A 25,602-nucleotide genomic window follows, 5' to 3' on the forward strand; every position below is an offset into this window, starting at 1 on the left:
CCTTTCCAAATGTGAGAGGTCTTTTTTTGTTTCCCTTCCTTTGATACTTCAGAAGTAGGACACAACCTTTTAACGCAAGGAATATCATAATGGAAAAACTGAGCGAATTCGGAATAAATGAAAAACTGGAAAAGCAAGTCTCTTCTCCTCCCAAGAATTACCACATAGAGACCACAATTCCTGAACTCGACCACCTGTTCGGGAATTTCAAAATTGGTGAAGTCTCGATTGTCACAAGCCCAGAAAGATGGTTGCTTGATGATTTTTACTACAACCTCATCGTCCTGCTCACCTACAACCAACGGGTGAACACGCTCTACTATCCCATGCTCAACGACAACACGGTAGAGATGTTTCGCCGCCTGTTGTCTATCAAGAGCGGGACGCACACGTCTGCCATCGACCACCTGTCCATCACAAGCACTTACGACAACCTCAAGCTCTGTGATGATGCGTACACCTTGGAGGCCATGCCGCTCTACATCTCGGAATCCCCCCACCTTCTGCAAGAGGATTTGGAAGATGACATTAAGAAGTTCAAAGGAGTTGAGTCGGATGGGTTTCGCCTGGTCCTTGTGGACAACCTCTTATTCATGAGGATGATTTCGGGTGTTTGTGGAGAACTTGTTGATCCTTGGCTCTATGCATTCACGACCCTGAAAAGACTTGCCGAGCGGCATCAAGTCCACATCATTTTTTTCAGCCAGGATTTAATCGCGACCAATTACGCTCGTCTTTCTGATTTTATTTCGGTTTTCTGGCTGTACGAGCTCGAAGGCGAGTGCGAGGGAAGTATTATAACTTGCAGAAGGGAGCGCTTGGAGCGAAACGAGGATGACGTTAACTTCCAATACGAGCCTGCAACCGGCGCCATGGCCGTTACCTACTACACACCGTTTGAACTTGAAAAAGCGCCGGAACAGATCGAATACGAACGTCGAATGCGAGCAGAGGAATAAGCCGCGGGGCCAGGGCCAAGAGCCTCACAAAGACGGTCCACTTTTGACAAGGCCCCTCTGTTTGCTGCAAAGCATAGCTCAGGGTGGAGCTCGAGAATCCTTTGCCATTGTGTGTGGTAGAGCATCTCAGAATCGAGCTTCACCCTTCTTTTCTTGCCCTCACCCCGGCCCCTGTCGTATACTCTTTCCAGAGCGGCAGGGGCCGCTTGTTTGGTTCGCCCCTATATGGTGAACGAAGCCTCCACACAGGCACCCCGTCTTCTTGCTTCAACGAGTTGTTCCCCATTGTGAGGGAGCTATTGCGAACCTGGCCATCCCTCAGAACATATGGAGGACAATCATGTCTGACGATCTCATTTTCCCCAACAATCGAAGCGTTAAGCGAGCCAAGGCTGATGCGAAGGCACTGGCCAAGGCCGAAGGGCTCAAACTGCACGAGGCCCAGGATCGCATTGCGGAGCAATACGGCATGAAGGACTTCACATGGGCCGAGGCCGTGGAGCATCTTTCAAAGAGGCTGACGATCACTTTGAAATGCCCTTGGTGCGGCCTTGACGGGAAGCTGCCTGTTGTCGGTGTGGCCAATTGGCAAGAACTGCCCAAAATGGCCGTGGAGTGTACCAAGTGCCAAAAAATGATCGGAGTGGTTCCGAGCTCGGGCACCGTCAACTGTGTCCCCCTGGAGACGAACAATGACGGGGAACTGCATAAAGCCGTTGATGGCCCTATGCAAATGATCGTCATGCAAGACGCTGCGGAATACGAAATGGTCTTGGCCACTCCGAAGGAATCAGCCCCCATGGAAGGGAATTCAGGTGTCGCTTACTGGACCCGTCAAATCGAGTGGGTTGCCGAAGATCCAGAGGAACGGATGACGAAGCAAAGCACCAGCGAACAGATCATGTGCGCGTTTGCCCTTGGGCATTGGAATAAAGTGGGGCACTGGAAGGAATCCCCCGCTGCGTGGAAACGACTGGACGATAATCAGAGGAAAGCCGTTGAACGTTGGAGAAGGGAGAAATAGAACGTATCAGAGAAAAATCCGGTTCCGCTTTGTGTGGAGCCGGATTTTTGCTATAATTTGCTTCGCAAAGCTGAACTTTGAAAGGCACATGCGCCACATGATCTTGGGTATGAGATAGATCGTGTCGCAAATCATCTAAACCGGGAATCGCACACAATGGATAATCGACTCAAGCTCACCATTCCGGCAGAAGAAATTGAATCTGGCGCGATGGAACAGATCGAAGCCGCCTTGTCTCTGGACTTTTTGAAGACCTTGGCCATCATGCCCGATGTCCATGCCGGGTATGATCTGCCCGTGGGAGGCGTAGCCCTCCTGGATGGCCATGTGTGGCCCGGAGCCGTGGGGGTCGATATCGGCTGCGGCATGTGCCACGTCACGACCTCTTTGACTTTGAAGGATATCCCGGTTCTTTCCGAACTCAGCTCCCGGATTGAGAAGCTGATCCCTGTCGGTTTTGCCGTCCATGCCAAGCCGACCAAGCAATTTCCGAAGTTCCCGAACGCCTCCAAATATTCCGCTATGCGTTTTGCGGTGAATACCAAGGCGAGTGTTCAGCTCTCCTCGCTCGGGGGGGGCAATCACTTTGCCGAATATGGCGTTAATTCTCAGGGGTTTATAGGCATCACCATCCATAGCGGTTCACGCGGCTGCGGTGAAATGATCGGTGATTTCTATATGCGTCAGAGCGTGGGACCGATCCCTCTGGATTCGGACTTGGCCCAGGCCTACCTCGTGGACATGCTCTGGGCCCAGGACTTCGCTCTCAAAAACAGAGAAGGCATGATGCGGCGGTGTTTGCAGGCCATTGGCTTCGACGAGGATCAGACCAGGAAAGCGATGGAGTCCATGATCAACGAGAACCACAATCATGCCGAAGTCTGCAAGGATGGCGTGCTGCACCGCAAGGGGGCGACTCCGGCTGAAGAGGGACAGCTTGGCATCATACCCGCCAACATGCGTGACGGCGTTTGGATCACTCGAGGCCTCGGCAACAAGGAATTCCTTTGCTCGGCTTCGCATGGAGCTGGCCGGGCCATGAGCCGCGGCGAGGCGCGCAGGAATCTCGACGCTGAGAAGTTTGCCGCCGACATGGACGGCATCTACATCAACAGTCTCGACGGCAAAATTGACGAAGCGCCAGACGCCTACAAGGACATCAAGGGCGTATTGGCCGCACAGGAGGAAGCCGGAATCATCGAATTGGTGGATCACTTCCGGCCTATCCTGGTCCTCAAGGGTTGACCTAAAACGAGCAGCCCCGCAGAGCCCTTTGAAAAAGGATAAAAAGCATGGGAAAGCTTTGCACGAATTGCGGCCAGTGTTGTCTTTCCGGGCCATGCCCCATTGCCAAAGAAGCTGGGATAGAAGCTGGCCCCTGCCCCTACCTCATAGAAGCTGACGACAAGTTTTTCTGTGGTGTGTATGCGGCCTTGCCGGATGGCCCTGAGAAGCGCGCAGTCGGGATAGTTCTGGGCGTTGTCGTGTGTGGCCCTGATTGCAGGACACAGCAAGTCCGTGGAATGAATTCGGCAGAGTTCATCAGCAACATGAAGGCGGAACGCGATTTTTTGAGATCCCGTGTTTTAGAAATTCAACGCTTTGGGACATAACGCTGTCGAATGATGGCGAAATCTTTACCGCCGGGAGAAACATCATGCATAAGCAAGCAAACGACTCGTGGGAATGGGACAAGAGTGGCCAGCGGCTTTTCAAAAGAGATCCTGAATCCTTTTCGAGCGAAACCATCCTGCTGGTCCACGACGAAAGATTCAAGCCTGCCATGCCGTACGCACGTCAGATAGCCGCCGCGCCTGATATGGCCAGGGCACTGAAAATGATGTTGAAGGCCTTGGATGAACTCATGCCAGGAATCGGCAAGATTTGTGTGCAGGACTATGCCATACTCAACGATGCACCTCTGGCCGCAAAAGAAGCTCTGGCTAAAGCTGGAATTGAAATTGTGTAGAGTGTATAATTGGAGTCATGAGCAAGTATTTCAAAACAATCAAGACTCGTGACGATGGGTATATCCAACTTGGATTCTGCCCTGATTGGCCTAGCGGTATGGAGATGAAGAGCGGCAAGATCAAGTTTGCTGGAACTTGCTGGCACTGGTCAGATAATCGAAATCTTCTGGTGCATGGTCGTATATTTTGGATAGGCCCGTTCTCGCTTGCTGTCGCACGGACTCTCTATATAACAGATCACGCAATCAAACCCGGAGTTAACTCATGACAAGGCAAATCACACTCGCCCAGCATCGTATGGGGCCAATCCGGAAGCCTCTGTGCTTTGGCACCCGCAGGCCGCTGCTCAGGGATTCTCACAACGGGTACGCCTACAATTGGTGCGGAGAATGCGAACATGTAGGCTATTGTGGCTTTGCCTGGCGTGAGGACCACATGAATCCCGGGCGCGCCCTGGCTGCGAGGAATCAGCCTCTTTATGCTGCTCTGGTCAGCATTTTATGGAGAGAACCATGAAGGACTGCCCCTACTTTTATACCCTGCACCTCACTGGCGAAGCCTGTTGCCACCTTGATCTGAAAGACGACACGGGCTGCAAGGATTGCAGCGTTGGCGCAATGTGGGAAAAGCAGCAGAAGCAAGAGGCTGCTCTTCGGGAGTTGAGGGCTCTTGCTGAAACCAATCCTCATTGCTCTATCGGGCACGCTCTTGAGCACTGTGTCGACCTTTCCACGCTCAAGCTGAATTGAGAAAACAAGGAGACAAATTGATGGGATGGAAAAACGTAAAAGAGCACTACCGGATTAAACATATCGTTCAAGTCCGGCCTGAAAAAGGGATTTGCATAGGCTCTCCCTATGTTTCAGAACTCATAGTCGTAGATTTGGATGGGCGCATCACCAAAAGGTATGAAAAGAGGCCCGTAAATGCCGACCTGCATCGATACCAGCAAGAAATGAATGGCGATCCGGACAAACTCCGCATGCTCATCCAAACCCCTGATTCCTTCTCCAAGTCCATCCCCGTCTACACCTTTGACGGTGCCCAGATTCTGGAAAAGTACTGCGAGGAGTTGGGCTGGCCGAACATCACCCATGATGGCGAACTGATGTACGACAACACCTTTTTCGAGAATCGTGCCGACGCGATCCAAAAAGCTGTCAGTGAGAATATGTCTTGGAGCAAGGCCCTGGACCTCTCCATAGCCGAAGCGGAAAAACGGCTCGAAGAACTGCGCGCAGAACGTGAACGGCAGGAAACGGACCAAGCGACCTTGGAGGCCATGCTCAACGAGTAGCGAAGGATCTGGGAAAAGCGCTCAAACAGAGCACCTCGGCCCCAAAAGCAAACGGTCATTCTACGGAAAAGAATGGCCGTTTGCTTTTTTGCTTTCCGTGCGTCATACCCAAAAAAAACACAAGGAGCTGTATGCGAAAAATACTCAGCATTGACGGTGGAGGTATCAAGGGCGTTTTCCCTGCCGCCTACCTCGCAGAAATTGAAGAAAAGCTTGGCGAACCCATTGTCGACTATTTTGACCTGATCGCCGGCACGTCCACTGGCGGCATTATCGCATTGGGGCTCGGACTCGGCTTTTCACCCCGGGAAATCCTCGCCCTCTACGAGGACAACGCCGACAAGATATTCCCTCCGATTCCCAGAAAGCGGTTCTTTGGAAGTGCACGAGAATACTACCGCTGTGCATTTGAAGCAAAATACAGCACTAAACCCCTTCAAAGTATCCTAAGGAGAAAATTCCAAGGACGGCTACTCGGGCAGAGTTCGAAAAGGCTGATGATCTGCGCCACCAATCTCATGACGGGAAGGGTAAACGTCTTCAAAACGTCGCACCATGAACGTCTCGAGACCGACTACCTCATTCCTGCCGAGGAAATCGCTTTGGCAACCTCCGCGGCGCCATTCCTTTTCAATCCGCATAAAATGCCGAATGGAATAAGCCTGGTTGATGGTGCTCTTTGGGGAAATAACCCTGTCGGGTATGCCGCCATTGAAGCCGTCAACTACCTGGGCTGGGCCAAGGAGGATGTCGTGATCCTGAGCCTGAGCTGCACAAGCGAAGCGCCCGAGTATGCAAAACTGGCCGGCAAAGATATCGGCGGGTTGGATTGGGGCTTGAGTGTTGCGGAGTTGGCCATGGATAGCCAGAGTAGCGCTTCCTTGGGAATTGCCACGCATGTTCTGGGTGATCCCAAAATGGAGCGCATCAAACGCATAGACCTCACTGTGCCGTCCAAAATGTTCACGCTGACCGGCACGGATCGGCTTGAGCAGTTGTCAGCTCTAGGCCGCGACAAGGCCAAGTATGACAAGAAAAACCTTGAGGAAATGTTCTTCTCACAGAAAGCCGAACCCTTTGTCCCCTTCCGCAAACTGTAGGTAAATCATGCCCATGGACCCCACTTTCAAACGCAAAGCCAACGAGTATCTCCTGAAGATCGTAGACACTCTTGATATTACGGACACACAGCGCGGAATTGCCAAAAACCGATACAAGGCTCTTGGTGATTGGTTTCTCCGGGAAGCAAGCTCCTTGCGACGATATAACCCAACGGTTCACCCTCAAGGCTCTCTTCTCCTCGGCACTGTGGTGAAGCCATACGGGGCTGAGGATGAATTCGACGTCGACCTGGTGTGCGAGATCCAGATAGACAAGGCCTACATAAGCCAACATCAGTTAAAACAGCTCGTAGGAGAAGAAGTTAAGGGATACGCACAAGCCAACAACTTCAAGAGGGAAACCAAGGAAAGAAAGCGCTGTTGGACGTTGGAATATGCCGATGAGGCCAAATTCCACATAGACGTCCTGCCGGCTATTCCCGACAGCGAAAATTTGCGTCTGTTGCTGGAAGCCAAAGGATTCGAGGGCATTCCCGATCAGACGGACAAGGCTATCTCTATAACGGATAATACGGATGTCAATTACTACCAAATCAGCCAGACTTGGCCGGTCAGCAATCCGAAAGGATATCATGAATGGTTTAAGAAACGCATGGAAGTCCGTTTCACGGCCAAACGTGCAATGCTGGCGGAATCCATGCAAGCTAATGTCGAGGACGTGCCGGAATACAAGGTAAAAACACCTCTCCAGCAATGTGTGCAACTCCTCAAGCGTCATCGGGACATGATGTTTCAGAGCGACAGGGACAATAAGCCCATCTCGATCATCATTAGCACGCTGGCCGCTCATGCCTACAACAACGAAGACAATATCGTTGATGCGCTTCTGAATATTACGCAAAACATGCCACTCTACATGAAAGAGGTTGCAGGTCGAATTTGGGTCCACAATCCCGTAAACCCTGCAGAGAACTTCGCAGACAAATGGATTGATAACCCGAAGCTGAAAGAGAACTTCATTGCTTGGCTAAGTCGCGTGAGGATGGATTATGCCTACGCTCTCGAGTCGGCGGATCTTGACGGACTCGCAGACCGGCTTGGGCAGCCACTAGGCAAGGCTTTGACTACCGACACGCTCAACGAAGTCAGGCCTAGTCTCGGACAAACCCTTCGCACCGCAATGGCGAGTGTGCTCATGCAACCGTGGAATCTGCCTAAATACACCTTCCGGCACAAGCAAACCCCGCCCTGGGAGGAAAAGCTGGTGGGCACGGCCTCCGTCATCGGTCAGATTAACTACAAGGGAAGCTGGACTCCTTTTGACAGTGAAACAAAGAACCTGCCCAAACGCTGCAAGCTTCGTTTCACCGCAAAAACCAACATCGTACCGCCCTATACGGTTCATTGGCAGGTCGTGAATACCGGGTATGAGGCGGCAAGGAAAAAGCAACTTCGGGGAGAGATCAATCCTGGCAAAGGGGTGATGGGAGAGATTCTGGATGAAGAGACGTCATTTACGGGGATGCACTGGGTGGAATGCTTCGTTGTGCGAAATGGCGTCATACTCGCCCGAAGCGGGCCTTTCGATGTCAACATAGGCCAAAGACTCCAAAATCGCTTCTGAGGGCAACGCTGAGACTTCTGGAGGCGCCTCCACAAGAAAGCCCCCGGCACACTCATTGTGCCGGGGGCTTGGCTATTCTTTTGTCCGGCGACCGCGAATGTCCAGGCGCGGATTTTGGTTTGCCGGATTGGCCGATGGTCTGGATTCAATCGGGAGCTCGAATTCTGGTCATTTTGGGGGTTACTCCTTGCCCGTCCCTACGCAGGGGGGCGATACTTCCGAAAACAAGACAACGGCTGTCGGTCAGTTACCCACGCGGCGTCTGCCGTGCCGGTGGCGCCAAGGTTTTTCTACAGCATAAACACCACCTCCCTTCGATCATTTTGCATTTCAGCCTATCGATTCGGACAGGCCTCGGGCCTTCATTTTACCACACATGCCAGCGGTCCTGCCAACACAAAAACGCAAAATGCTAAATAAAAAGAGCGACCGCAGCCGCTCTCATCTTCCAAATTATTTGCAGAGAAACCCAGACTAGCACGGCTCCACGTTCAGAACTTCAACATCACCATAACCGCCGTTGGCACAAGATTCATCGATAGCGAACCGCACATCGAACTCACCATAGCGAACTGCGTTTTCTGCAGCCTCCCGGGAGTCGGCATCCACGACAACGCTTATGGGCTGAATGACCGTTGCCGTGACAGTGTATTGCTTCCGCATTCTATTTCCCTCCACATATTTTTCAGACGGGTCAGATCATCCACCTGTCCACGCCGGTCTGCTGAAACGTGCGTCTGACTTGCATCCACACTTGTCCGAGCCAATTGGAGCCCTGCCAGCTTTCCGGATTCTGGGCTCGCGGATCGTCCTTTGCCAATCCAATCCCCCAAACGGCATCGTAAGGGCTTGCTTCGGCAATGGGCCGTTCACCCGTTTTCAGAAGCTCGAGCAGCACGTTGATGTTCTGGGCGGCTTTGGCAAAATTGCCGAGGTAGGCAATGTACCGCGCCTTGGCCTCCCATTCCTCGATGTCGAAACGGGCGACCATCCGTCCCAGCTTTTTGTGTTCTTTGGGGTCGGCGGTGTGCATGATCTGCCCGGCTATCCCAATGTCACCAAACAGCATGGCCTTCTGGTGCATGAGATACTGTTCACCGCAACAATAATTCAGACCACAGACATGGAAACCGATTGGCGCCCAATGAGAGAACACGTCCTCCTTTCGGAAAAACAGAAAGGGGTTCACGTTCTGGTCCATGCTACACCTCCTCGACAGATGCGGCTTTGACGGCCTCGATGCCGTTCTCAAAGAGGGCCGACTGCACGAGCTCCCGGAGGGGGAAGTGGTATTGCTTCTCCACGGCCATCTTTGCGTCCCGCTCGCTTCTGGCCGGGACCGTCACCTTGAAACGGACAACGACCTCGGCTTCCACTTCGAAGTCTTTGACCTGACTCCCTTCGAGTTCTTCCTTGAGGCGGATCTGTTTCACCACTTCCGGATCACGGTAGTAGTTGGGCATGGCCGGTTTGAACGGGAAGCCGTTGCCCAGCTTTTCGATCTCATAGTCCGGGCCTACCAGCTCTTCACCGTAGATGTTCACGCACACCTCGGATTCGGGGAAGATGACGCAGTGGCTCCACCCCTGCCCTTCGTGAAATTCGACGGATTCGATATACCCCCTCTCATCCGGGCGGGTATGGCGTTCCACTTCGAAGTCGTTGGCGTCCCAGGTCATCACGCCGCAATCCATTTCTCCCTTCAGGGATATGATCCGGGAACCCACGGTCCATTTGCTGAAATTCTCGGAGCCTTCGGGCCACTCCATGCTGTTCGCTGTCATTGTGTTTCTCTCCTGTTTTTCCGGGTATGAACGAAAGACGGTCGTCTGGTTATTGCAACCGTCTGATTTTGTCGTTTACGGCGAAGATCTTCTTCTTGGCGTCAGCCGTGTAGCCTTTGGCAGCTGCGACTTCTGGATCGGCAAGCACCAGTTCCGCGTGCTCAAGAGCGTCTTTCATTTCAGTCACGAGCGCGGTGGTGAAGCTGAATTCCGCAGTGGAGTACAGGTATCGTCCCTCAACGAGGTATTCCTCTCTGAGGATCTTCCAGATGGAAGGGCCTAATTCCTGCCCTTCCTTGGAGATGACGTGCTTTTCGATGTCTTCAGCGGAAGAGGAAACTTTCGTCTCGCACCTGTTGAAATCAACGAGGATGTGAATCTTCATCTTTCGATCCCCTCCTCAATCCCAATCGCCAGTGGGATCAAGTCCGAGTTCCTGAAACTCGACCGGCTCCGGATCACCCGCATTTGCGGCCGTGAAGCCGACGAAGAAGCCATCGATGTCGAGGGCAGGCCCGGAGCTGATCGCCATGTTCAGCTTGTCGCAGCAGGCCTCCGCGAGCCCGTGCAGGGCTTCTTCCGCGAGCGACTTGAAAGAGTCGATCACGCCCGGGTTTACTCCCGCTTCCTTTGCGAGGGCATAGACCTCTTCAAAGTTCAACTGTTTGCTCATTGATTCTCTCCTTGTGAGTGGATTCGTGGCACACGGCGCCACAAGCGTATTTTACCACACCAAGACGGATAACCACCACAATGAATTGAACTAAGGGCAAAAAAAGACCGCCCGGAGAGATAAAAGGCGATCTTGGCTGATGAAGCTGGGTTGTAATATTTCGTTTACGGCAAGGGAGCCAGCCCAAAAATATCACGAACAGCCTCAATGGAATTCCTTTCAACGGCCTGAGGAAGAGCCTTGTGGAGCTTGGGCAGGTCAAGCCCGGCAAAAGGATATGAAAGTCGCTCCTTGGCCTTCTGAGGCAGAATTTCGGCCATCTTCTCCCGATAGGCCTTTCCCCCCAGCACAAGTATTTGAGAATACCCGCTCCAATCGATTGCCCGCACCTGTTCCATCAGGATGTCCATTGTCACGGTTCCGGAATCAGGCTTGAGAAAGGACGTATCGTAGTCCTCGATGTAGGTATGCCCTTCCAGCGCAAGGCCGTACTTGGCGCTGAGAATGCGAAAAGTGTCCCCGAAGTGACGAGCAAAGGCGAGACTGAGTTTGAAGATCCTCGACGTATAGGCGGCCTGAGCCTGAATAAGCGTTGTGCCGTCTTCTGAATGGCGAACCATACCCTTTTGCAGGCTGGCTATGATGTTGGGCCTGGCGAAGGCTTTGCTTTTCCCGCAAGGGATGATGACAAAAACTGGTGCCGGAGCTGAGGTGTATTCTTCGTCTCTCAGCCTCGCCAGATCGCGTCGAAGGCTTTCGATCTGTCTGGAACGAAGGGCCAGTTCTTCGACGAGGAGCCGCGATCCGAGTTCGCGATCCCGCGCCTGGGCATTTGCACCGTGGCCATCGTCAATGTTGCCATGCAGTTCATCCGGGAACCGCTGTCTGGCAGCTCGCCATGCAGCCCATTCGAGCTTGGCAATCTCTTGCCTGATCTCCTTCTGCTGAGAATTTGAAAGATGACTCATGCAACAGCCCCGAAACCGCTCCGATAGTGTGGAGACTTGCACAAAGCGGTCTTGTAGCCTTCCACAAACTCTCGGAAGGCCTTGAACACTTTGTCCGCCTCACTTTCAAAGTCGTGGACCAGGGCCGTCGAATCCGGCTTGAACTTGAACGTTCTGAAGCTGGCCACATTTTCCCCGTCGACCGTCAGCCCCACAATCAAAGTTGTTTGGAGTCCTTCGGCGGTGGTGGAAATATGCGGTTCAGACTCGTACCCGGCTTCCCGGGCAATCTCGTTGCAGGTCACACGCAGCCGTTCGTACTTGGCGGCATATTCCTTTTGCCAGAAGTCGCGCCACAGACGGATTCCGGAAGCACGTTTCCATTCATCCAAAAAAACAGAAGCCATCAGTATCCTCCTACACGAGCGGGAGATAGACGTTTGTGTCTTCGGCCAGTTTGACAATGGTCTTTGCGAATTCGATCGTTGCCCGGTTCCTGCCGTCGACCATGCGGTTGTTGGCGATTTCCTGGAACACATGCAGGAAGCCCCGCATCGCACTCTGTTGAAGTGACGGGTGCATCCGGTTGAAGCCCTTGGCAAACCCCTGCATGACGAGCCTGCCGTCTGCTCGGTTTATGGCCCGTTCCAGTTCTCGGGCCAATTCCAGGCCGACCTCTTCCGGCGTTCTGTCCTGAATTTCCACTAGCTCCCCTCCATGATTTCAACTTCACCCTGATAGAAGTAGATCACATTGCGACTGCCGAAGGCCTTGTCGAGCGGGTTGGGATTCTTGATTTCTCCCAGGTCCACCCTGTAATCATACTTGCTGCTGTCGCAAGCAAGCACCGTCCCGACGTCCCCCTTGCGATAACGGCCACAACGGTCGTTAACCAAGACGCGGACCTGCCTGCCCTCATGAGGGGTCCGGCGCTTGCCCTGCAGGATTTCGCCAACCACAAAGTCACGGTTTCTAGCCTCGAACCACAGGCCGATATATTCGACGGTCGAGGTCGGATGGAAGTTCATGAAGGCTTCGTCAATGACGAGCTCGTCATACTCGTTGCCGGTGGTGGGCACATCGGCCAATAATTCCCAAGCGGCATACAAGGCATTGAGGTTGGTGGTGAGGTCCTGGACCGGGCCGAAATTGCCAACGAGTTCTTCCAGACTGTTGAAGGTCTCATCGGCCCTGCCTTCGCGAGGATCGTCCCAGTACTGGCCTTCGGGCGCCCGGTAGAAGACGTAACCATCCATCGTCCTGACGATCATGTTTTCCACCCTGCAGATGTCTTTTCTCGAATCATTCTCAGAGTGGCAAAGGCTTGTGGAGGTTGTCGGTTTATCCATGGCCCGGGTTTGGGCGGCGAGACATATCCGAACGGCCTGACTGATCCCTTTGAGCCAGTACCAGATATCCCGCAGGCCTCCGGCTTCGGTACAGCCGGTTTCGGTGTCGTGGACGCGGTAGCAGTAGGCCTCACACTCGGAAGCCACATGGACCGGCAGCAAAGGCTTCAGTCCAAGCTGTTTCCGGCAGTCATTGATCTTGCCGATAAGAGCGTTGGACATATCCAGCACTCTTTTGTGTTCGTTGGTATTCATGCTTTCCTCCCCCTAGCTCAGATTTTCCAGAACAACGCCCTGACACCCCTTGTCCAGGGCGGCAGCAAAGGCTTCATCAAGGCAGAACAATTCTGTCGGCGCGCTGTAGTAGAACAGGTTGTTTTTCTCACACCACGATTTGAAGGCCTCGGCTCCCTCGGACCAATCGGCGCCACGGCCGAAGAACGCGGCTTCCAGCTCCGGGGTGAAACCGGAAATGTAGATTTCGATGTCCCGGTGCTGGAATAGCCCGAATTTGTGCCCGTCTATCTTGATGACGCTTTCCTTGGTTGCCATGCGCTTTCTCTCCTTGGCGTCTGCCGGATTGGTTGTAGTCCCGGCCCCTTATTTTAACATTTCTCAATGCACAGAGGAAAGGAAAAGAAAGAGAATGGCTGGAAAAACAAAAGAAACACCCCGCCCGAAGGCAGGGTGCTTCTTTATTACCGGGGGTCTTTTCTACTGGATTATCCGAAGGCGAGAAGTGCTTGGCCGGATTTCATGCGGCACTGCTTGCGCCAAGTGATTGCCTCCGGGTATTCAGTATCCGTGAGAAGGTTGAGGATACGGCTCGGGCAGTCGTAGTAGAAAGGTCCGACTGTCTCATCCATGACTTTGTAGAGGAAGTTCAGGCGACCATCCTGGGTCCACTCATAGAGCACGAGGACTGCGAAAACCTCGCCCGGATTCTTGTCGTTGCTCACGGCGATGTAGTAGACGCCTTTTTTGCCACGGCTCCCCTTCTCGGGGACGTCGGACCATCCGTGCATGGTGAATCCTCTGCCCACGATCCAGCTCTTGATGAACTGCTCGTCGTTCTCGAAGTCATGGCGTTGAGTGTGAGTCCAACCCATGGCTACTTTCCCCCCTTGCTGAACATTGCATCAATCTGCTCATCGGCCTCGATGCGCCTCAAGATTTCTTCTTTTGGAACATACTGAGCATTCATCGACGAATACGAATCGCCATACGGCAGGTGGATCAGGATCGCTTTGCCGGTGGGCGTGTCCGCATACATGTACATGGCATAGCCATCGGCAACCGGCTCTTTGTAGATGCGCCCGGTGTTCTCGCCGGTGTAGCCAGCGTCTTTCAGGAATTGAAGCAGTTGAGTCTTGTGTTCTTCTTCGGCCTTGGAATAGCCCTCCGCAAAATACTTGGAGTAGTCATACGTGAACTCGAGCGAGGCGGGACAGGAGTATATCTTCATCTTAGGCCTCCCCTTCCACGGTTTCGACCTGGAAGTCTTTCGCGCAAAGGCCGTTCACTGCCGCGCCCAGGTTGTGAAGGGCGTTGAGGATGCACACCTTCTGCGAGTCCTCGCACTTGTCACCCTTGTCCGGCATGAGCCCGTTCACCAAGGCCAGCATGCCATCGATGGAGCCCTGCAAATTGGCGCGCAACGTGTCCTCGGGATCAGCCATGGACACGTTGCCGTTTTCGTCGTGCGCCAGCAGGGGGATGATCTCGGAAGGCGTGTGGGTCACGATCCTCAAAGACTCGCCCTTGTGCGGCTCGAAATTGATGCCCAGGGCTTCCACAATTTCGTCTTCGGCGGGAAACCAATCAGCCATGAACAGAAAAGCATCAGCGCCCCACCCGTGTTCGTGCATCGCGACATAGGTACTCATTGTTTCTCTCCTTGATACTTGGTTATTGAGGCCATGCGGCCCCTCATAATTATAGCAGTTTTCAAGGATTGAGAGAACAAAATCAGCGGGAAATGACATAAAAAAAGGCTCATGCTTTCAAAGCATGAGCCTACAAAATGGCAAAACAATCACTCGCTACGGCAGACCTTGCAGAATCATCGCGCAATGCGTCTCGTTGTGGCCTTTTGCCCACTCAAAAGAATAGTCGAAAGCTCCCCTGAAAGAGTCAAAACGGTCCAGCGGGCGTGGGAAACCATTCTCACAGTAGGTAACAACGTATTTACCCCGCCTCTGCGAGTCCTGGGACACGATTATGGCGTACTCGTCCATGCCGGTTTGCGGGATCTGGTTTTCCAGGTCGACGCAACTGTGATTCTCCAGAAAGAGAAAAGCTACCCTTCCTATCTTTTTGAAGCTATGACCTGGAACAGCCGGGCAATGCTTTACCATGGGTCTTCCTCGTCCAGTTCGCGGTATTCGTGCTCCAGAAATTCCGGAGCAAATTGAGTCACAGGACAACCGTAGACCAAGAGGCCACGGATAAACCCGTCCTGGAACTGAGCGCGAGTCATCTTCACGCGCCAAACAATGAAGTCACAATCGTATCCCCCGGCGGAAAGACCCCCATGAGAAACATACCGCTTGCGCTGCTCAAAGGACACTTCAACGGCCTGGGGCGTGGAGCCGCGAGCAATCCACTGCCGGTACTTCCAATGCTCTTCCAAAAATTCGAGGAAAAGCCTCTTTAATATTGCGGAGAGCCCATCTTTTGGCTCGCTCCACACGATCTTCTGGTTCGTCACAATTGCCTCCTTAGGCCGAGAATCCCGGCAGCAAACATTGACCTACTTCCACCACCCGGGGCAACTCAGTCAAGCCGTTGAAGAGCCTGGAACGCTTCCTGGCCTTGGCCAGCTCGTTCCGAACTATCCGGCCGCGTTGCATGGGGTACTCGAAGGAAGGACGCTCATGAACGGCAAGGATTGCGTCCACAAGCGCATTGATCCGCATAGTTTTGTACCGGGGGACACCCCTGACCATGGCAAGCCCACGCAAGGAGCGGTTGTTCATCCCTTCAAGCTCTTCTCTGGAAAAGCGCCAGTACAAGTTGTCGATGCGCGTAATCTTGAATCTGGAAATCGTCTCCTTGACCTTTTCAATGGCTTCATCCCGGTTCTGGGCTATCTGGTAAAGTGCGCCGTCCTCGATGGCCGGCCAGAAGGCCGTCCAACAATCCTGCCACTTGCCGTTGTAACTCCACTGGACTGCAACGGTCACGCCGGACACCTCATGGACGTTGGTCAGGAGACGGCCATTGACGGGATGGTAGACCGGCTCACTCTGGGGGAGCCCTTCAAGACTGATCGGGTGATACATGGGGGCGGAGAGGTCGAAAGCCAATGCCTCCTCGATGAGCTGGCTCCAGTCTTCTCCATGCACGTATTCACCCTTCAGAAAGCGGAAGCACTCGCAGGAAATATGCGAAATCAGGTCACGAAGGTTCATGAGGAATCCAGCATCCCGCGTATCGAGATTTTTGGTGTCATTGACGCCATACCCACGCAAGACAGCCCTCACCTCCTCCACACGACTGAAAATGCGCGCATGATACCTTTCCGGCACCAGAAGGGCCACTTCCTCAAGCGGAGTCGTGTACCAATTGACGCCGTAGTGTTGTTCGTATCCGATTCTGGACATGCTGTTCTCTCCAAAAAACGGTTGTCGCGGTGACACTTCCCGCAACGAAATTATAACATTCCCAGGAGAGTACAGGGACAAAAAAATACGAAAAAGCCTCATAAAGAGGCTTGGAAGGATGGTTATTCTCTGTCGTAGTAATCGTTGGAGGCCCGGATATCCTTTTCGAACTGCAACATCTTCGCATATTCGGGAGAGGTTTTGAATTTCTCTATTACCAAGGCCAGAGCTTCATCCCCCATATCCAAGAGGGGCATCATTCTGTTCAACAGAGCAACCATATCAGGCCAAACCTCAACCGTTTTCACGACGGGAACGATATGTGTATAGCCTTCATCGTCCTTAAACTGTTCCTCACCCACCTCCACCTGATCGTAGGCGGCGTCCTCCACAGCGTCTACGGCGCGTTGAAGAAAGCTCCTCGCTTCTGCTAAAGCCTCTTCCCAAGTAATTCCCTCCTCGTTCAAATCAGTACCGAGCCACGACAAGGCTTCTTCAATGTACGCGGAAATACCAATAAAATCGGAATACATGCTCTCCCTCCTAATATTCAGAAGCAAACATGATGGTGGTGTAAGACCGATCGCGCTCAGTGATGATCCAGACTTTTTCGTAGTCTTTGGATTCATAGGCGCTCATGATTCGCTCGTTGTCGAGGAGGTCCTGGATATTCCGATCCGCGTCTTCCTCGGCCACGTCGCCCCAATCCCCATGCCGGTGTCTCTCCAGGCAGCGAAGAATGTATTTTTTGAACTCGATATGCTGCGGTTCGAATTCGTTCCGTCCAACGCCGATGTCGAAGGCAACGCCCTGGCTGACCGTGACCTTCCCCAACTTCAGGGGAAGGATGTTGTTGAGGACGGGCTTTTTTTCCTGATCCATGCCTCTCTCCTTGATTGGTTACTTGGGTACACCCCCCGCAACGGAATTTTAGCACAGAACAGTGCCTAACTGCTAGGTTTTATCCCCAAAAGACAAAATCAAAAACACCGCCAGGAGCCGAACGGCGAGCTATCGCACCTGGCTTGCCACGGTGCCCCGGCCATGCGGCCCGAGCCCCGGCCCAACGGCCATGAGTGAAGGGAGTAGAGAGTCTTTCCCCGTCCCGAAGGGCGGGGAAATAGACCCTCTTCTCCTCTTGGTCTTCACCCCCCAGAAAGCGGATTACACCGATGGACAGGCAGCGCCGTTTGAGGACTGGCCTCCGAGCTTGGTCAGGATATGATGTGAAAGGTGAAGCCCAGAGCCTCAAGACGGGCAGGCATTTCAGGAAAAGCAGGGAGAGGAAAGGAAATATCCACAACCCCTCTTTCAAAATTTACAGAAGAAGACACATACCATTTCTCGCGGAGCCGAATTGCAGAGTACTTTACAATGGCCAGCTCGTAATCCGGCACCTCAACTCGAACCCGGATACGAGAAAGATTGAGAACCCTGGCAGCAACAACCCTATGATTTCCATCAGTTCCTACCTGAAATTTGCCGTTGACCTTGTTGACGTAGACTCCGCTCAATTTTGTCCCTGGAGCCTGCCATTGGCCGCGTAGTAGTCAAGGATGCGGCGAACACGGTTCAACCGGATGTCCTGCCGATTCGTGGAGATATTGCGCGGAGACACGTTGGCCCAATGCAGAGTCGAAGTCTCGATGCAGGCGGGGGCAGGCATGAACAGTTCGAACGGCTGAAAAGCACCCGCAATCTCGGCACGGATTGCATCATCTGAAATCATCACATCCTCTCCTGCCCTCTCATACGAAAGATCGCTCGAAAATTTCGACTACGCGACCAAATCAAAAAGGGAAAGCTCACGCGGGAAAATGTCCCGCGTGAGCTTTTTGTTTGTTTGTGAGAGACAGCTATTTTTTCTGGCGCTTGACCTTTTTCCACAACTCCATCTCATTCATCTTCTTGCGACGATCCCGCTGCAGGGATTTGCAGACCAGGGGGAGTTTCTTCTTGTAGCCGAACTTCTCCCGGTATTCTTCGGGGGTGAGGTCGTGGGTGGCCAGATGCTTCTTGGCCAGGATCTTGAAGGACTTTCCGCACACGCAACAGATGATGGTTTTTTCGCGGATTGCCTTCTTCGGGTCCACGCTCGCTTCATCATCGCCGCCGACTTCACCGCCCTCCGCAACAGCTTTGATGCCCGAAGCCAGTTTTTGGACCATGGAGGTCAGTTCTTCTTCAGCCATGGTCCTGACACCGGCCTGCGCTTTGACTATTTCAAGCGCTTCCTTCAGATACTCATCCATATCATAGCTCCTTGTTTTACATAAACAGAGTTACACGTTCAATGAACGACATAAATACCAAACCAAACCCTATTGTCAAATACATTCCACAAACACTCCCTCTCCCTCTGCAAACCGTGATATAATCATGTGACCTTAAACAACATAAAAACACCAGCCACAAGGAGAAACATATGATTTCCTACGCCGAAACCCAGACCTACATAATCACCCATGAACACCAGAACGGCGTCGATGTGTATACGGTCAGGTGCAGATGGTATCCCGAATGGAAAGATGTGGTGGAAGCCCTGGGCATCGATTTTGAGCCGCACAAGGGCGAATCCATCACCATCGACAGTTACGAGGAGTTCGGCGCTGTCCCCAGTATGATCCGCACGGAAGATGGTGAGGTGGAGGTGGTGGATGAAGGCTTTCAGGACCGCCTGAACGTCTTCATCGACATCATGCGGCGTGAAGTGAATGAACGAGTCAAGGGCCAAAGCAACAAGAAGGCCAGCATGCTGAACGCCCTGACCGAGCTTCAGAAGAACGTCAACGCCATCGGTACCTCCGACCTCAAGGATGCAGGCTGATGAAGACACTGTTTTGCGGCTTACTGCTTGTGTCCTTTCTGGGCGTGATCGGGTGCAGTTCTGCCCACAAATCCATCGTGGGGGCATCCCTGACTCTGGACGCCTCTCCGAATAAGTATTTGTGGGTTGTGAAGGAAGACATGTCCTACCGTGTGGGAAACATTATTTCCTTTGTTCGCTCAAACCAGGTGTACCGCTACACCAACATCTCTGACAAATTGGTGTTCATTAAGGTTGGTGATGGACACAGCTACAGACCAGTAGAGTCTTTTTCTCCGGGCCAGACTTTGGCTTTTGACCACGCATCGGAAGATGTTGTTGCCTTTCTGGCTTTGGATGGCTCAAAGACGGGGGTGTTAAAGTTTTGTCTTTGGGATGAGTCTTTTGTCCGCGCCTTCTCAAAGGAAAGTGGTTTGCCGTAAGGCTTTTGCATGATATAATTGTGTGAACAGGAGGCATAAAAATGTTCAAATACAATAAAAAAATATGTGTGACCATCTCCGCAATATGCCTCTTTTTGTGTGCGAGTCAGCTCTACTCAGCCTGGGGGACTGATTGCGCGTGGGGATGGGTTTCGGCCTGCATAGGATGGCTCTCGGCTACCCTCAATGAGGCTGAATTATGGTGAGCACCATCCCAAAAAGCAAAACCCTCCACGAGGGAGACAAAATACGGGTGAAGATCAACGATCCGTCCAACCGTTTCACAATAGGCGACACCGGGACACTCCTGCCCAACGATTCCGCGAAATACGACTACAAAGCAGATTTGGGCGCGATAGCCAAACCCACTCCCCTGGACATAATCAGCGGTGGCCGGAACATAATCTATTTTTACGAAAACGAAATCGAAGCCGTAAAGTCTTGAACGCAATCAAGGAGGCGAACCTCATGCACACCCCCTCATACACAATTCCGACACGCCCCTGCCCCACAAGCTGCCCTTTTTGTGAAAGCCAAGATTGTGCTGTGTGTAATGAAAGCGAACAATTTGTCCGCCACTTCATGCATGGCCCCGTGGTCAAGCCCATGAGCAAGGAAGAACGCGAGTGGTGCATTGAGGAAGCGGACAGGGCGGGCGAGGGATCCTACCCTCGTGAGGAAACAGAACATCTCAACGACAAAGACCTGGCTTGGGCCACCTATAGGGCTTGGTGCGAATATGTCCGGTCTAACTGCCTTTAGGATTGATTTTCCAAATAGACATTTAAAAAGGACGATCTGAATGACTAATATAATTACCCTCAAGTGCTGGTCTTGCGGCAAGAAACAGGTCGTGGAATCTCCCAAACCGCAACTCGGAGTGGATTTGGCAAAAGCAGCGCTTTCTGCTGGCATGTACCCTGTTCATGATTCACGGTATGGAAGGATGCTGGTGTTCTGCAGCGAGGAATGCATCAATGACCAAATGACCAAAGCCGGACACATTCGCTTACGCCCCAAAACCTGCGAGCGGCCATCCAACTAACACCCTGCGCCAATGCGACGGGGTGAGAAACGAGGTACAAGATGAAAGATTTATTTGCTCTGGATGAAAGCGGCCTCAATATCATTTGTGGAGATGGAATGAGCTTGATGTCTTCTCGTGACAGGGCCGAGCAACGGATTCTCATCCGCCGCATCGTTGCCGCCTGGAACGCTTGCGCAGGAATCTCCACGGACGAGCTTGAGGCCGGGGCGGTTGAAGCGGCTTTGAAGGCCAGGGCTTCTGCATCGGGCTTGCTGGAATCGTTGGAGGCGGTGGTCGCTGACTACAAGGATCTGCCGGAGCCTGTTCTGGTGGAGGTGGCTCCCGACTGGCTCGGGGGTGCCCTCGCCGCCATTGCCAATGCCAAAAACGAAGGGGACCTGCCCGCCCCTCCCGATGCCGTGAGAACCCTTGTGTACGCGGCACAAGAGCTTATGGGGAAAAACCCCTTCTTTGAAAAAAGTGGAGGTGGTCAGGAATTTTGCAATGTTTGTCTTCGGGCTGGGGGAGAACATTTTTCGGATTGTGCCGTTGCTCGCCTTGGAGCTGCGCTCAAGCCTTTCGACGGCAAGTGAAAGGCAAACTCCATTTTCCAAAAGCGAGAGGTATTCCATGAGTGATTCAACTATGGGTTTGATTGCAATTTTGATCTTCACTTTTTTGGCTCTCTCGGCCGTAATGGTCTTGTTTTACGTGACCGACAAAATGAAACTGGAGGCCCTCAAAATGGCGAAAGATTTAGCAATTAAGATAGAAGAGCATGATCAGATCAAGCCGACCCTCGCGCTTGAGGACGTGCAAAACCTCGTGGACAACCTCAAGGCCGAGAACGAGCGCCTAATAGCCGAGCGCAATCGTATTCAGGAGCTCTACGATAAGGCGCAGGATTTGATTTTTGGCACATACCAGCCGGAACTTGAGGCTTTGAAGGCCGAGCACCAATGGATCAAAGGCGAGAAGGATAAATTACTCCAAGCTATGAGGTGGGCCGCTGAGATCATCCGCGACTCTTACGGCGAAGACCCTGACGCGATGATCAGTTCAGATTGTCAGGCGGTCAACGTGCTGGAGCAGGCTATCAGAGATAACCGTGAAACCTCGGCCAAAGAGGTACATAATGCCGACTAAAATAGAATGGACCGACGAACGCTGGAATCCCATAATCGGATGCTCCAAAATCAGCCCGGCATGTGACAACTGCTACGCCGAGCGCATGGCCTGCCGCCTCGCCACCATGCCCGCCACGGCAGCCAGCTACGGGCAAGTTGTGGACCTGAGCACACGGGCGTGGAATGGCACCACCGCCCTGGTGGAGTCGGCCCTGGCCACCCCGTTGAGCTGGCGCAAGCCGCGCCGAGTGTTCGTCGGCAGTATGACCGATCTCTTCCACCCGACTGTGCCAGACGAGTGGCTGGACTGCGTGTTTGCGGTCATGGCCATTACACCGCACATCACCTACCAAATCCTCACCAAGCGGCCCGAGCGGATGCGGGAGTATCTGTCGGAAGGCACCGATCCCTACATCACCGAGAGGTGGTGCAATGCCGCGATAGAGATGAAAATTGACGACATGGAGGACGACTGGGACAAGTTCCCCCTGCCCAACATCTGGCTTGGCGTCACAGCCGAGGATCAGCCCCGGGCCGAAGAGCGTATCCCTATACTGATCAACACCCCGGCGGCGGTGCGGTATGTGAGCTATGAACCCGGCCTGGGGGCGGTGGACCTGGACCGCCTCCAAGAGGAAGGGGCCACCTACCACGCCTTAAGTGGTTCGGTCGGCGTCGAAGGTCGGGGCCAAGCACCCTATCGAAAGCTCGACTGGGTCATCTGCGGCGGCGAATCCGGACCAGGAGCGCGGCCCATGCACCCGGATTGGGCGCGGAGACTGCGCGATCAGTGCCAGGAGGCCGGGGTTTCGATCTTCTTCAAGCAGTGGGGGGAGTGGTTCGTTCCCGAGGACGGCGCCCGCGCTTGCCGGGTGTGCGGATGCACCGAGCACAACGCCTGTGATGAGAGATGTTGGTGGGTCGAGGAGGACCTGTGCAGCTCGTGCGTGGGCAAGCCCGCTCCCGCTGGTGATCGCCCTGTCAAATTCCGCCGCATCGGCAAGAAGGCCGCCGGCCGCAAACTCGACGGGCGCGAGTGGAACGAGTTTCCGAATAACTCCTAAACCCTCAAAAACAGCCATGCTCATCACCGCCCAATATCTGCGCGACCACCCGGATCACGTTTTCGTGTTCGGAGATAACGCGGTTCGTCGCGGCAAAGGTGGCGCCGCTGCCTTGAGGGACGAACCAAACACCTTCGGCTTCATCACCAAGAAACTGCCCATGCGCCACGATGAGGCCTTTTACAGACCCCAGGAGTACCAAACTGTCTTCCAGGGGGAGAAAATGCGCCTGGAGGCCGAAATACGCAAAAATCCGGGCAAGACCTACCTTGTCTCGAAGGTGGGTTCGGGGCTGGCCAGCCGGTTCGGAATTTGGGAGGAGGTAATCAGGGACGGCCTGAAGTCGCTCAAAGGCTATCCAAATGTGGCTTTTCTTTATGCATAATAGGTATTTCGTGGTATACTGAGGTGGCGCGATCAGCGCACATAACACGACAAGGAAATTTTCAATGAAGCTGAGATACTTAACGAAGGGTCGGAAGGGCGAGGTTGTTCTTTTTGAGGAAAAGCCCACATTTTCCAAAAAGGATGGCCGATGGACCGCAGAAACCGGGGCGAGAGAGATTGTTCAAAATCCCCCTGCCTTTGTCGAGCCGGGACACATGTGGGAGTTCTGCAACCACAAAGTGGACCCCTACAACGAGGGTGAAAAGCTGTGGAACGACTGCTGGTGGAGACCGTCGGAACCAACCTACTAGCACAATCGATCGGGATCAACGGGGCGTGGCGCAGTCTGGTAGCGCGCCTGCTTTGGGAGCAGGATGCCGGGGGTTCAAATCCCTCCGCCCCGACCAAACAACAAGGGAGATCAAATATGAAAAGTTTTGTGATCACGCTGGGTATCGCTTTCATCAATTTGAAAACATGATATAATAATGTTGTGTAAACCACTTCTAAGCTGAGGATACAGACCTATGCAAACACTCGAAGAAAAGCTTGTCTCCCTGCACAGTCAGATGAACGAACTCCATTACTTCTTCGAACGGAACAACCAGTTCGTTGACCAGATCGCCGCTGCCATGGGTGAATCCGAAGAAAGCCAGGTATGGGAAGAAATGCCCACCGCTCGCAAGGACAAGTGGCGCAGGCTTGCGAAAAGGGCTCTGACCGGAACCGGGATTGCAACGCTTATCCTGAACATAGCTCCAACCCCGGGAGCGGCTGACAAAATGAGAGCCATCATCACGCCCCACCAAGACGGCTTCGAGGCGGTTGCCATCGACACGGACGGACATATGGCATGCACGCCACTGAATTTTCCGACCATCGATGAAGCCATGAAATGGGCTCGGAGGCTCGCACCGTGGCATGATTTCGATTTTGTCATCAAGGGATAACGATGTCCAAGAAAGCCCTTTCCGCTTACAGCCAAGCCGCCGAACTTGTGTGGCCAGGGCTGACCTTAATAAAGGAGCACATCGCAGCTCTGGAACAGGTTCGCGCCGCGGGAGAAAAAGGGCTCCCTCCACGGGAAATCAAGCGCGGGCTGGGAGAGGCCTTCCTTGCCCTCACAAATTCAAGAAAAGGCCCTACCGCCTTTAGCGATGAGGTTTGCGCAGCCATGAGCGGAGACATGGACCGGCGGGCAGATATTCAGGAAGAGAATGCGCTGATCCGCCTTGTACAGGACACGGACACCTACCACGAGGCATATCACCTGACCAGACTTGGTAAAAGACTCATGGAGGCGGCCAGGAGGCTTCCTTCCATAAGCGAAAAAGCTAGGCTATAATTCGAACCGGCTTCACCCAAACCAAACTTTTGACAGGAGGCAGTATGGGTTTCTTCAGTTGGAAAACAAGTGACACGGGTCAGAGTATCAGCAACAAGCACAGCAGCCGGGGAGCCCTGGAAGTGTGGATGTACCTGCCGGATGGCCGGATTATCCACGAACCCAGCTATGATGGGTATGGAGTCTTTGGCGGCATTGACGTTTACGAGTTTATTGCCGTCCACAACGGTCTTGGCGCGGGCGACTGTTCCACCAATGCGGTCAGGGCGGCGGCAATCGCTAAATTGTATGAAATTAGCCCGGACGGGGAATTTGCAGAAGCTGAAAAGGCGGGCATTCGGTGCCCGAAATTTGCCCGTACCCCGGACAGTTGTTGGATGGCACTTAGGTTTCCCCGGGTATGCCCGGAACAGGGTTTTTTCTACGAAGATAAAGCCTAGCTATCGAGGGACAGCCATGATTGAGCCATGGACACGCGGCCCGATCTTTTAAAAGAACCCCTCACCAGCCACGCGGCCGCGAGGCCGCAATAGGGAGGCCCATGCCGAGAGAAAACCCCTCTACCCCCTGCCCCGACTGTGGGGCCATGCCCGCGGAACTTCACCGAGACGAATGTGACGTGGAGCGATGCCCAGCGTGCGGAATGCAACGACTTTCCTGTTGTTGCACGGATAGCGAGAGAAACACGAACCGCATGCCCTGGACGGGCGAGTGGCCAGGAAGGGCAGAATGTCGTGAGTTCGGCATGTACGCCAAGTTTGTGTCGGGCAAGGGTTGGGTCGGGTGCCAACCTGACGATCCGGACGCGACGGAAGATCTGAACCGGCTGTTTATCGAGTGTCGATGGGACAAAAAGAAGCAAAGGTTTCTGAGATGAAATCAAGAAGTTCCACAGTGCGTGTACTCCGCATCCGCGACAACGAAACCGGAGAAGTCAAGCAGTGCATGGATGCACATGTCGCTAGCTATGACACGCTCTGCGGGTACGCTCTGGAAGACGAGATTTGCGAGGGCCGTGCCACTCTTATAAAACGGGGGGAAGGGCGTGTCACATGCCCTCAATGTCTTCAAATCATCGATGCTGTGCTCAATGGCTAACCCCTACGTTTA

At 53.4% G+C, this 25,602-nt stretch carries 40 protein-coding genes and 1 tRNA gene; 20 read left to right on the plus strand and 21 right to left on the minus strand.

What is annotated here, in order from left to right; genetic code table 11:
- Nucleotides 1-89 precede the first annotated feature (89 nt).
- From QQS14_RS01405 to QQS14_RS01440, 8 genes are all read left to right on the plus strand, one after another.
- Nucleotides 90-959: a DnaB-like helicase C-terminal domain-containing protein gene (locus tag QQS14_RS01405; RefSeq protein ID WP_285905100.1), complete on the plus strand. Its 870-nt coding sequence runs from the start codon at nucleotides 90-92 to the stop codon at nucleotides 957-959.
- 340 nt (nucleotides 960-1,299) lie between these two features.
- The gene (locus QQS14_RS01410; protein WP_285905101.1) at nucleotides 1,300-1,983 is read left to right on the plus strand and encodes a hypothetical protein; all 684 of its coding nucleotides are present in this window, start codon (nucleotides 1,300-1,302) and stop codon (nucleotides 1,981-1,983) included.
- Between the two features lie 156 nt (nucleotides 1,984-2,139).
- Entirely contained in the window at nucleotides 2,140-3,228 is a 1,089-nt protein-coding gene (locus tag QQS14_RS01415; protein ID WP_285905102.1) for an RtcB family protein, read from the plus strand.
- Nucleotides 3,229-3,640: 412 nt separating this feature from the next.
- Nucleotides 3,641-3,952 (plus strand): hypothetical protein, encoded by a 312-nt coding sequence (locus QQS14_RS01420; RefSeq protein ID WP_285905103.1) that lies wholly within the window; start codon nucleotides 3,641-3,643, stop codon nucleotides 3,950-3,952.
- A 513-nt stretch (nucleotides 3,953-4,465) separates the two neighbouring features.
- Complete coding sequence (locus QQS14_RS01425; protein WP_285905104.1) at nucleotides 4,466-4,702, plus strand: hypothetical protein; 237 nt, start codon at nucleotides 4,466-4,468, stop codon at nucleotides 4,700-4,702.
- Between the two features lie 20 nt (nucleotides 4,703-4,722).
- Nucleotides 4,723-5,250, plus strand: a complete 528-nt coding sequence (locus QQS14_RS01430) for a hypothetical protein (RefSeq protein ID WP_285905105.1) — start codon at nucleotides 4,723-4,725, stop codon at nucleotides 5,248-5,250.
- 131 nt (nucleotides 5,251-5,381) lie between these two features.
- On the plus strand, nucleotides 5,382-6,350 hold the full coding sequence (locus QQS14_RS01435) for a CBASS cGAMP-activated phospholipase (protein ID WP_285905106.1): 969 nt from the start codon (nucleotides 5,382-5,384) through the stop codon (nucleotides 6,348-6,350).
- A gap of 13 nt (nucleotides 6,351-6,363) precedes the next feature.
- Nucleotides 6,364-7,935 (plus strand): nucleotidyltransferase, encoded by a 1,572-nt coding sequence (locus tag QQS14_RS01440; RefSeq protein WP_285905107.1) that lies wholly within the window; start codon nucleotides 6,364-6,366, stop codon nucleotides 7,933-7,935.
- A 474-nt stretch (nucleotides 7,936-8,409) separates the two neighbouring features.
- On the opposite strand, the gene QQS14_RS01445 is transcribed toward QQS14_RS01440, so the two are convergent.
- The 21 genes from QQS14_RS01445 to QQS14_RS01545 form a co-directional block, all read right to left on the minus strand.
- A complete protein-coding gene (locus QQS14_RS01445; RefSeq protein ID WP_285905108.1) occupies nucleotides 8,410-8,598 on the minus strand; it encodes a hypothetical protein in 189 nt (62 codons plus the stop codon).
- Nucleotides 8,599-8,629: 31 nt separating this feature from the next.
- Nucleotides 8,630-9,136: a riboflavin biosynthesis intermediates N-glycosidase gene (gene ybiA, locus QQS14_RS01450; protein ID WP_285905109.1), complete on the minus strand. Its 507-nt coding sequence runs from the start codon at nucleotides 9,134-9,136 to the stop codon at nucleotides 8,630-8,632.
- 1 nt (nucleotide 9,137) lies between these two features.
- Nucleotides 9,138-9,719 carry a hypothetical protein gene (locus QQS14_RS01455; protein WP_285905110.1) on the minus strand — a complete coding sequence of 194 codons (582 nt, stop codon included), beginning with the start codon at nucleotides 9,717-9,719 and terminating at the stop codon, nucleotides 9,138-9,140.
- A 49-nt stretch (nucleotides 9,720-9,768) separates the two neighbouring features.
- Entirely contained in the window at nucleotides 9,769-10,104 is a 336-nt protein-coding gene (locus tag QQS14_RS01460; RefSeq protein WP_285905111.1) for a hypothetical protein, read from the minus strand.
- Between the two features lie 15 nt (nucleotides 10,105-10,119).
- On the minus strand, nucleotides 10,120-10,392 hold the full coding sequence (locus QQS14_RS01465) for a hypothetical protein (RefSeq protein ID WP_285905112.1): 273 nt from the start codon (nucleotides 10,390-10,392) through the stop codon (nucleotides 10,120-10,122).
- 164 nt (nucleotides 10,393-10,556) lie between these two features.
- Complete coding sequence (locus QQS14_RS01470; RefSeq protein ID WP_285905113.1) at nucleotides 10,557-11,360, minus strand: DUF6884 domain-containing protein; 804 nt, start codon at nucleotides 11,358-11,360, stop codon at nucleotides 10,557-10,559.
- Nucleotides 11,357-11,746, minus strand: coding sequence for a hypothetical protein (locus QQS14_RS01475; protein ID WP_285905114.1), 390 nt, complete (start codon nucleotides 11,744-11,746; stop codon nucleotides 11,357-11,359). Before QQS14_RS01475 ends, QQS14_RS01470 begins: the two co-directional genes overlap by 4 nt.
- Before the next feature lie 10 nt (nucleotides 11,747-11,756).
- Entirely contained in the window at nucleotides 11,757-12,044 is a 288-nt protein-coding gene (locus QQS14_RS01480) for a hypothetical protein (RefSeq protein WP_285905115.1), read from the minus strand.
- Entirely contained in the window at nucleotides 12,044-12,943 is a 900-nt protein-coding gene (locus tag QQS14_RS01485) for a hypothetical protein (RefSeq protein WP_285905116.1), read from the minus strand. The genes QQS14_RS01480 and QQS14_RS01485 overlap by 1 nt, the downstream gene beginning before the upstream one ends.
- A 12-nt stretch (nucleotides 12,944-12,955) precedes the next feature.
- Nucleotides 12,956-13,240 carry a hypothetical protein gene (locus QQS14_RS01490; RefSeq protein WP_285905117.1) on the minus strand — a complete coding sequence of 95 codons (285 nt, stop codon included), beginning with the start codon at nucleotides 13,238-13,240 and terminating at the stop codon, nucleotides 12,956-12,958.
- Between the two features lie 170 nt (nucleotides 13,241-13,410).
- On the minus strand, nucleotides 13,411-13,797 hold the full coding sequence (locus QQS14_RS01495; RefSeq protein ID WP_285905118.1) for a hypothetical protein: 387 nt from the start codon (nucleotides 13,795-13,797) through the stop codon (nucleotides 13,411-13,413).
- 2 nt (nucleotides 13,798-13,799) lie between these two features.
- Entirely contained in the window at nucleotides 13,800-14,153 is a 354-nt protein-coding gene (locus QQS14_RS01500) for a hypothetical protein (protein ID WP_285905119.1), read from the minus strand.
- A 1-nt stretch (nucleotide 14,154) separates the two neighbouring features.
- Nucleotides 14,155-14,574, minus strand: a complete 420-nt coding sequence (locus tag QQS14_RS01505; protein WP_285905120.1) for a hypothetical protein — start codon at nucleotides 14,572-14,574, stop codon at nucleotides 14,155-14,157.
- A 156-nt stretch (nucleotides 14,575-14,730) separates the two neighbouring features.
- Entirely contained in the window at nucleotides 14,731-15,045 is a 315-nt protein-coding gene (locus tag QQS14_RS01510; protein WP_285905121.1) for a hypothetical protein, read from the minus strand.
- Nucleotides 15,039-15,398 carry a hypothetical protein gene (locus tag QQS14_RS01515; protein ID WP_285905122.1) on the minus strand — a complete coding sequence of 120 codons (360 nt, stop codon included), beginning with the start codon at nucleotides 15,396-15,398 and terminating at the stop codon, nucleotides 15,039-15,041. The genes QQS14_RS01510 and QQS14_RS01515 overlap by 7 nt, the downstream gene beginning before the upstream one ends.
- A gap of 10 nt (nucleotides 15,399-15,408) precedes the next feature.
- On the minus strand, nucleotides 15,409-16,293 hold the full coding sequence (locus QQS14_RS01520) for a hypothetical protein (RefSeq protein WP_285905123.1): 885 nt from the start codon (nucleotides 16,291-16,293) through the stop codon (nucleotides 15,409-15,411).
- A 122-nt stretch (nucleotides 16,294-16,415) separates the two neighbouring features.
- On the minus strand, nucleotides 16,416-16,826 hold the full coding sequence (locus QQS14_RS01525; RefSeq protein ID WP_285905124.1) for a hypothetical protein: 411 nt from the start codon (nucleotides 16,824-16,826) through the stop codon (nucleotides 16,416-16,418).
- 10 nt (nucleotides 16,827-16,836) lie between these two features.
- Nucleotides 16,837-17,175, minus strand: a complete 339-nt coding sequence (locus QQS14_RS01530; protein ID WP_285905125.1) for a hypothetical protein — start codon at nucleotides 17,173-17,175, stop codon at nucleotides 16,837-16,839.
- Between the two features lie 332 nt (nucleotides 17,176-17,507).
- Nucleotides 17,508-17,807 carry a hypothetical protein gene (locus QQS14_RS01535; RefSeq protein ID WP_285905126.1) on the minus strand — a complete coding sequence of 100 codons (300 nt, stop codon included), beginning with the start codon at nucleotides 17,805-17,807 and terminating at the stop codon, nucleotides 17,508-17,510.
- Nucleotides 17,804-18,022, minus strand: coding sequence for a hypothetical protein (locus QQS14_RS01540; protein WP_285905127.1), 219 nt, complete (start codon nucleotides 18,020-18,022; stop codon nucleotides 17,804-17,806). Before QQS14_RS01540 ends, QQS14_RS01535 begins: the two co-directional genes overlap by 4 nt.
- A 127-nt stretch (nucleotides 18,023-18,149) precedes the next feature.
- Nucleotides 18,150-18,545, minus strand: coding sequence for a Ros/MucR family transcriptional regulator (locus QQS14_RS01545; protein ID WP_285905128.1), 396 nt, complete (start codon nucleotides 18,543-18,545; stop codon nucleotides 18,150-18,152).
- Nucleotides 18,546-18,718: 173 nt separating this feature from the next.
- Between QQS14_RS01545 and QQS14_RS01550 the strand changes: the two genes are divergently transcribed.
- The 12 genes from QQS14_RS01550 to QQS14_RS01605 all read left to right on the plus strand — a co-directional run bounded on the left by QQS14_RS01550 (nucleotide 18,719) and on the right by QQS14_RS01605 (nucleotide 24,932).
- A complete protein-coding gene (locus QQS14_RS01550) occupies nucleotides 18,719-19,120 on the plus strand; it encodes a hypothetical protein (RefSeq protein WP_285905129.1) in 402 nt (133 codons plus the stop codon).
- Nucleotides 19,120-19,542: a hypothetical protein gene (locus tag QQS14_RS01555; protein WP_285905130.1), complete on the plus strand. Its 423-nt coding sequence runs from the start codon at nucleotides 19,120-19,122 to the stop codon at nucleotides 19,540-19,542. Before QQS14_RS01550 ends, QQS14_RS01555 begins: the two co-directional genes overlap by 1 nt.
- A gap of 199 nt (nucleotides 19,543-19,741) precedes the next feature.
- Complete coding sequence (locus QQS14_RS01560) at nucleotides 19,742-19,987, plus strand: hypothetical protein (RefSeq protein ID WP_285905131.1); 246 nt, start codon at nucleotides 19,742-19,744, stop codon at nucleotides 19,985-19,987.
- Between the two features lie 641 nt (nucleotides 19,988-20,628).
- Entirely contained in the window at nucleotides 20,629-21,162 is a 534-nt protein-coding gene (locus QQS14_RS01565; protein WP_285905132.1) for a hypothetical protein, read from the plus strand.
- Nucleotides 21,074-21,715, plus strand: coding sequence for a hypothetical protein (locus tag QQS14_RS01570; RefSeq protein WP_285905133.1), 642 nt, complete (start codon nucleotides 21,074-21,076; stop codon nucleotides 21,713-21,715). Before QQS14_RS01565 ends, QQS14_RS01570 begins: the two co-directional genes overlap by 89 nt.
- Nucleotides 21,705-22,760, plus strand: coding sequence for a phage Gp37/Gp68 family protein (locus tag QQS14_RS01575; RefSeq protein ID WP_285905134.1), 1,056 nt, complete (start codon nucleotides 21,705-21,707; stop codon nucleotides 22,758-22,760). The genes QQS14_RS01570 and QQS14_RS01575 overlap by 11 nt, the downstream gene beginning before the upstream one ends.
- A 16-nt stretch (nucleotides 22,761-22,776) precedes the next feature.
- Nucleotides 22,777-23,145, plus strand: coding sequence for a DUF7831 domain-containing protein (locus QQS14_RS01580; RefSeq protein ID WP_285905135.1), 369 nt, complete (start codon nucleotides 22,777-22,779; stop codon nucleotides 23,143-23,145).
- Between the two features lie 64 nt (nucleotides 23,146-23,209).
- Nucleotides 23,210-23,458 (plus strand): hypothetical protein, encoded by a 249-nt coding sequence (locus QQS14_RS01585; protein WP_285905136.1) that lies wholly within the window; start codon nucleotides 23,210-23,212, stop codon nucleotides 23,456-23,458.
- A 19-nt stretch (nucleotides 23,459-23,477) separates the two neighbouring features.
- Nucleotides 23,478-23,554 (plus strand) — tRNA-Pro (locus QQS14_RS01590).
- A 120-nt stretch (nucleotides 23,555-23,674) separates the two neighbouring features.
- The gene (locus QQS14_RS01595) at nucleotides 23,675-24,097 is read left to right on the plus strand and encodes a hypothetical protein (protein ID WP_285905137.1); all 423 of its coding nucleotides are present in this window, start codon (nucleotides 23,675-23,677) and stop codon (nucleotides 24,095-24,097) included.
- Between the two features lie 2 nt (nucleotides 24,098-24,099).
- Entirely contained in the window at nucleotides 24,100-24,492 is a 393-nt protein-coding gene (locus QQS14_RS01600; protein ID WP_285905138.1) for a hypothetical protein, read from the plus strand.
- A 44-nt stretch (nucleotides 24,493-24,536) separates the two neighbouring features.
- Complete coding sequence (locus tag QQS14_RS01605) at nucleotides 24,537-24,932, plus strand: hypothetical protein (RefSeq protein ID WP_285905139.1); 396 nt, start codon at nucleotides 24,537-24,539, stop codon at nucleotides 24,930-24,932.
- Nucleotides 24,933-25,602: the final 670 nt, after the last annotated feature.

Origin of the sequence: Pseudodesulfovibrio pelocollis (assembly GCF_030282845.1) — a bacterium.
GTDB lineage: Bacteria > Desulfobacterota > Desulfovibrionia > Desulfovibrionales > Desulfovibrionaceae > Pseudodesulfovibrio > Pseudodesulfovibrio pelocollis.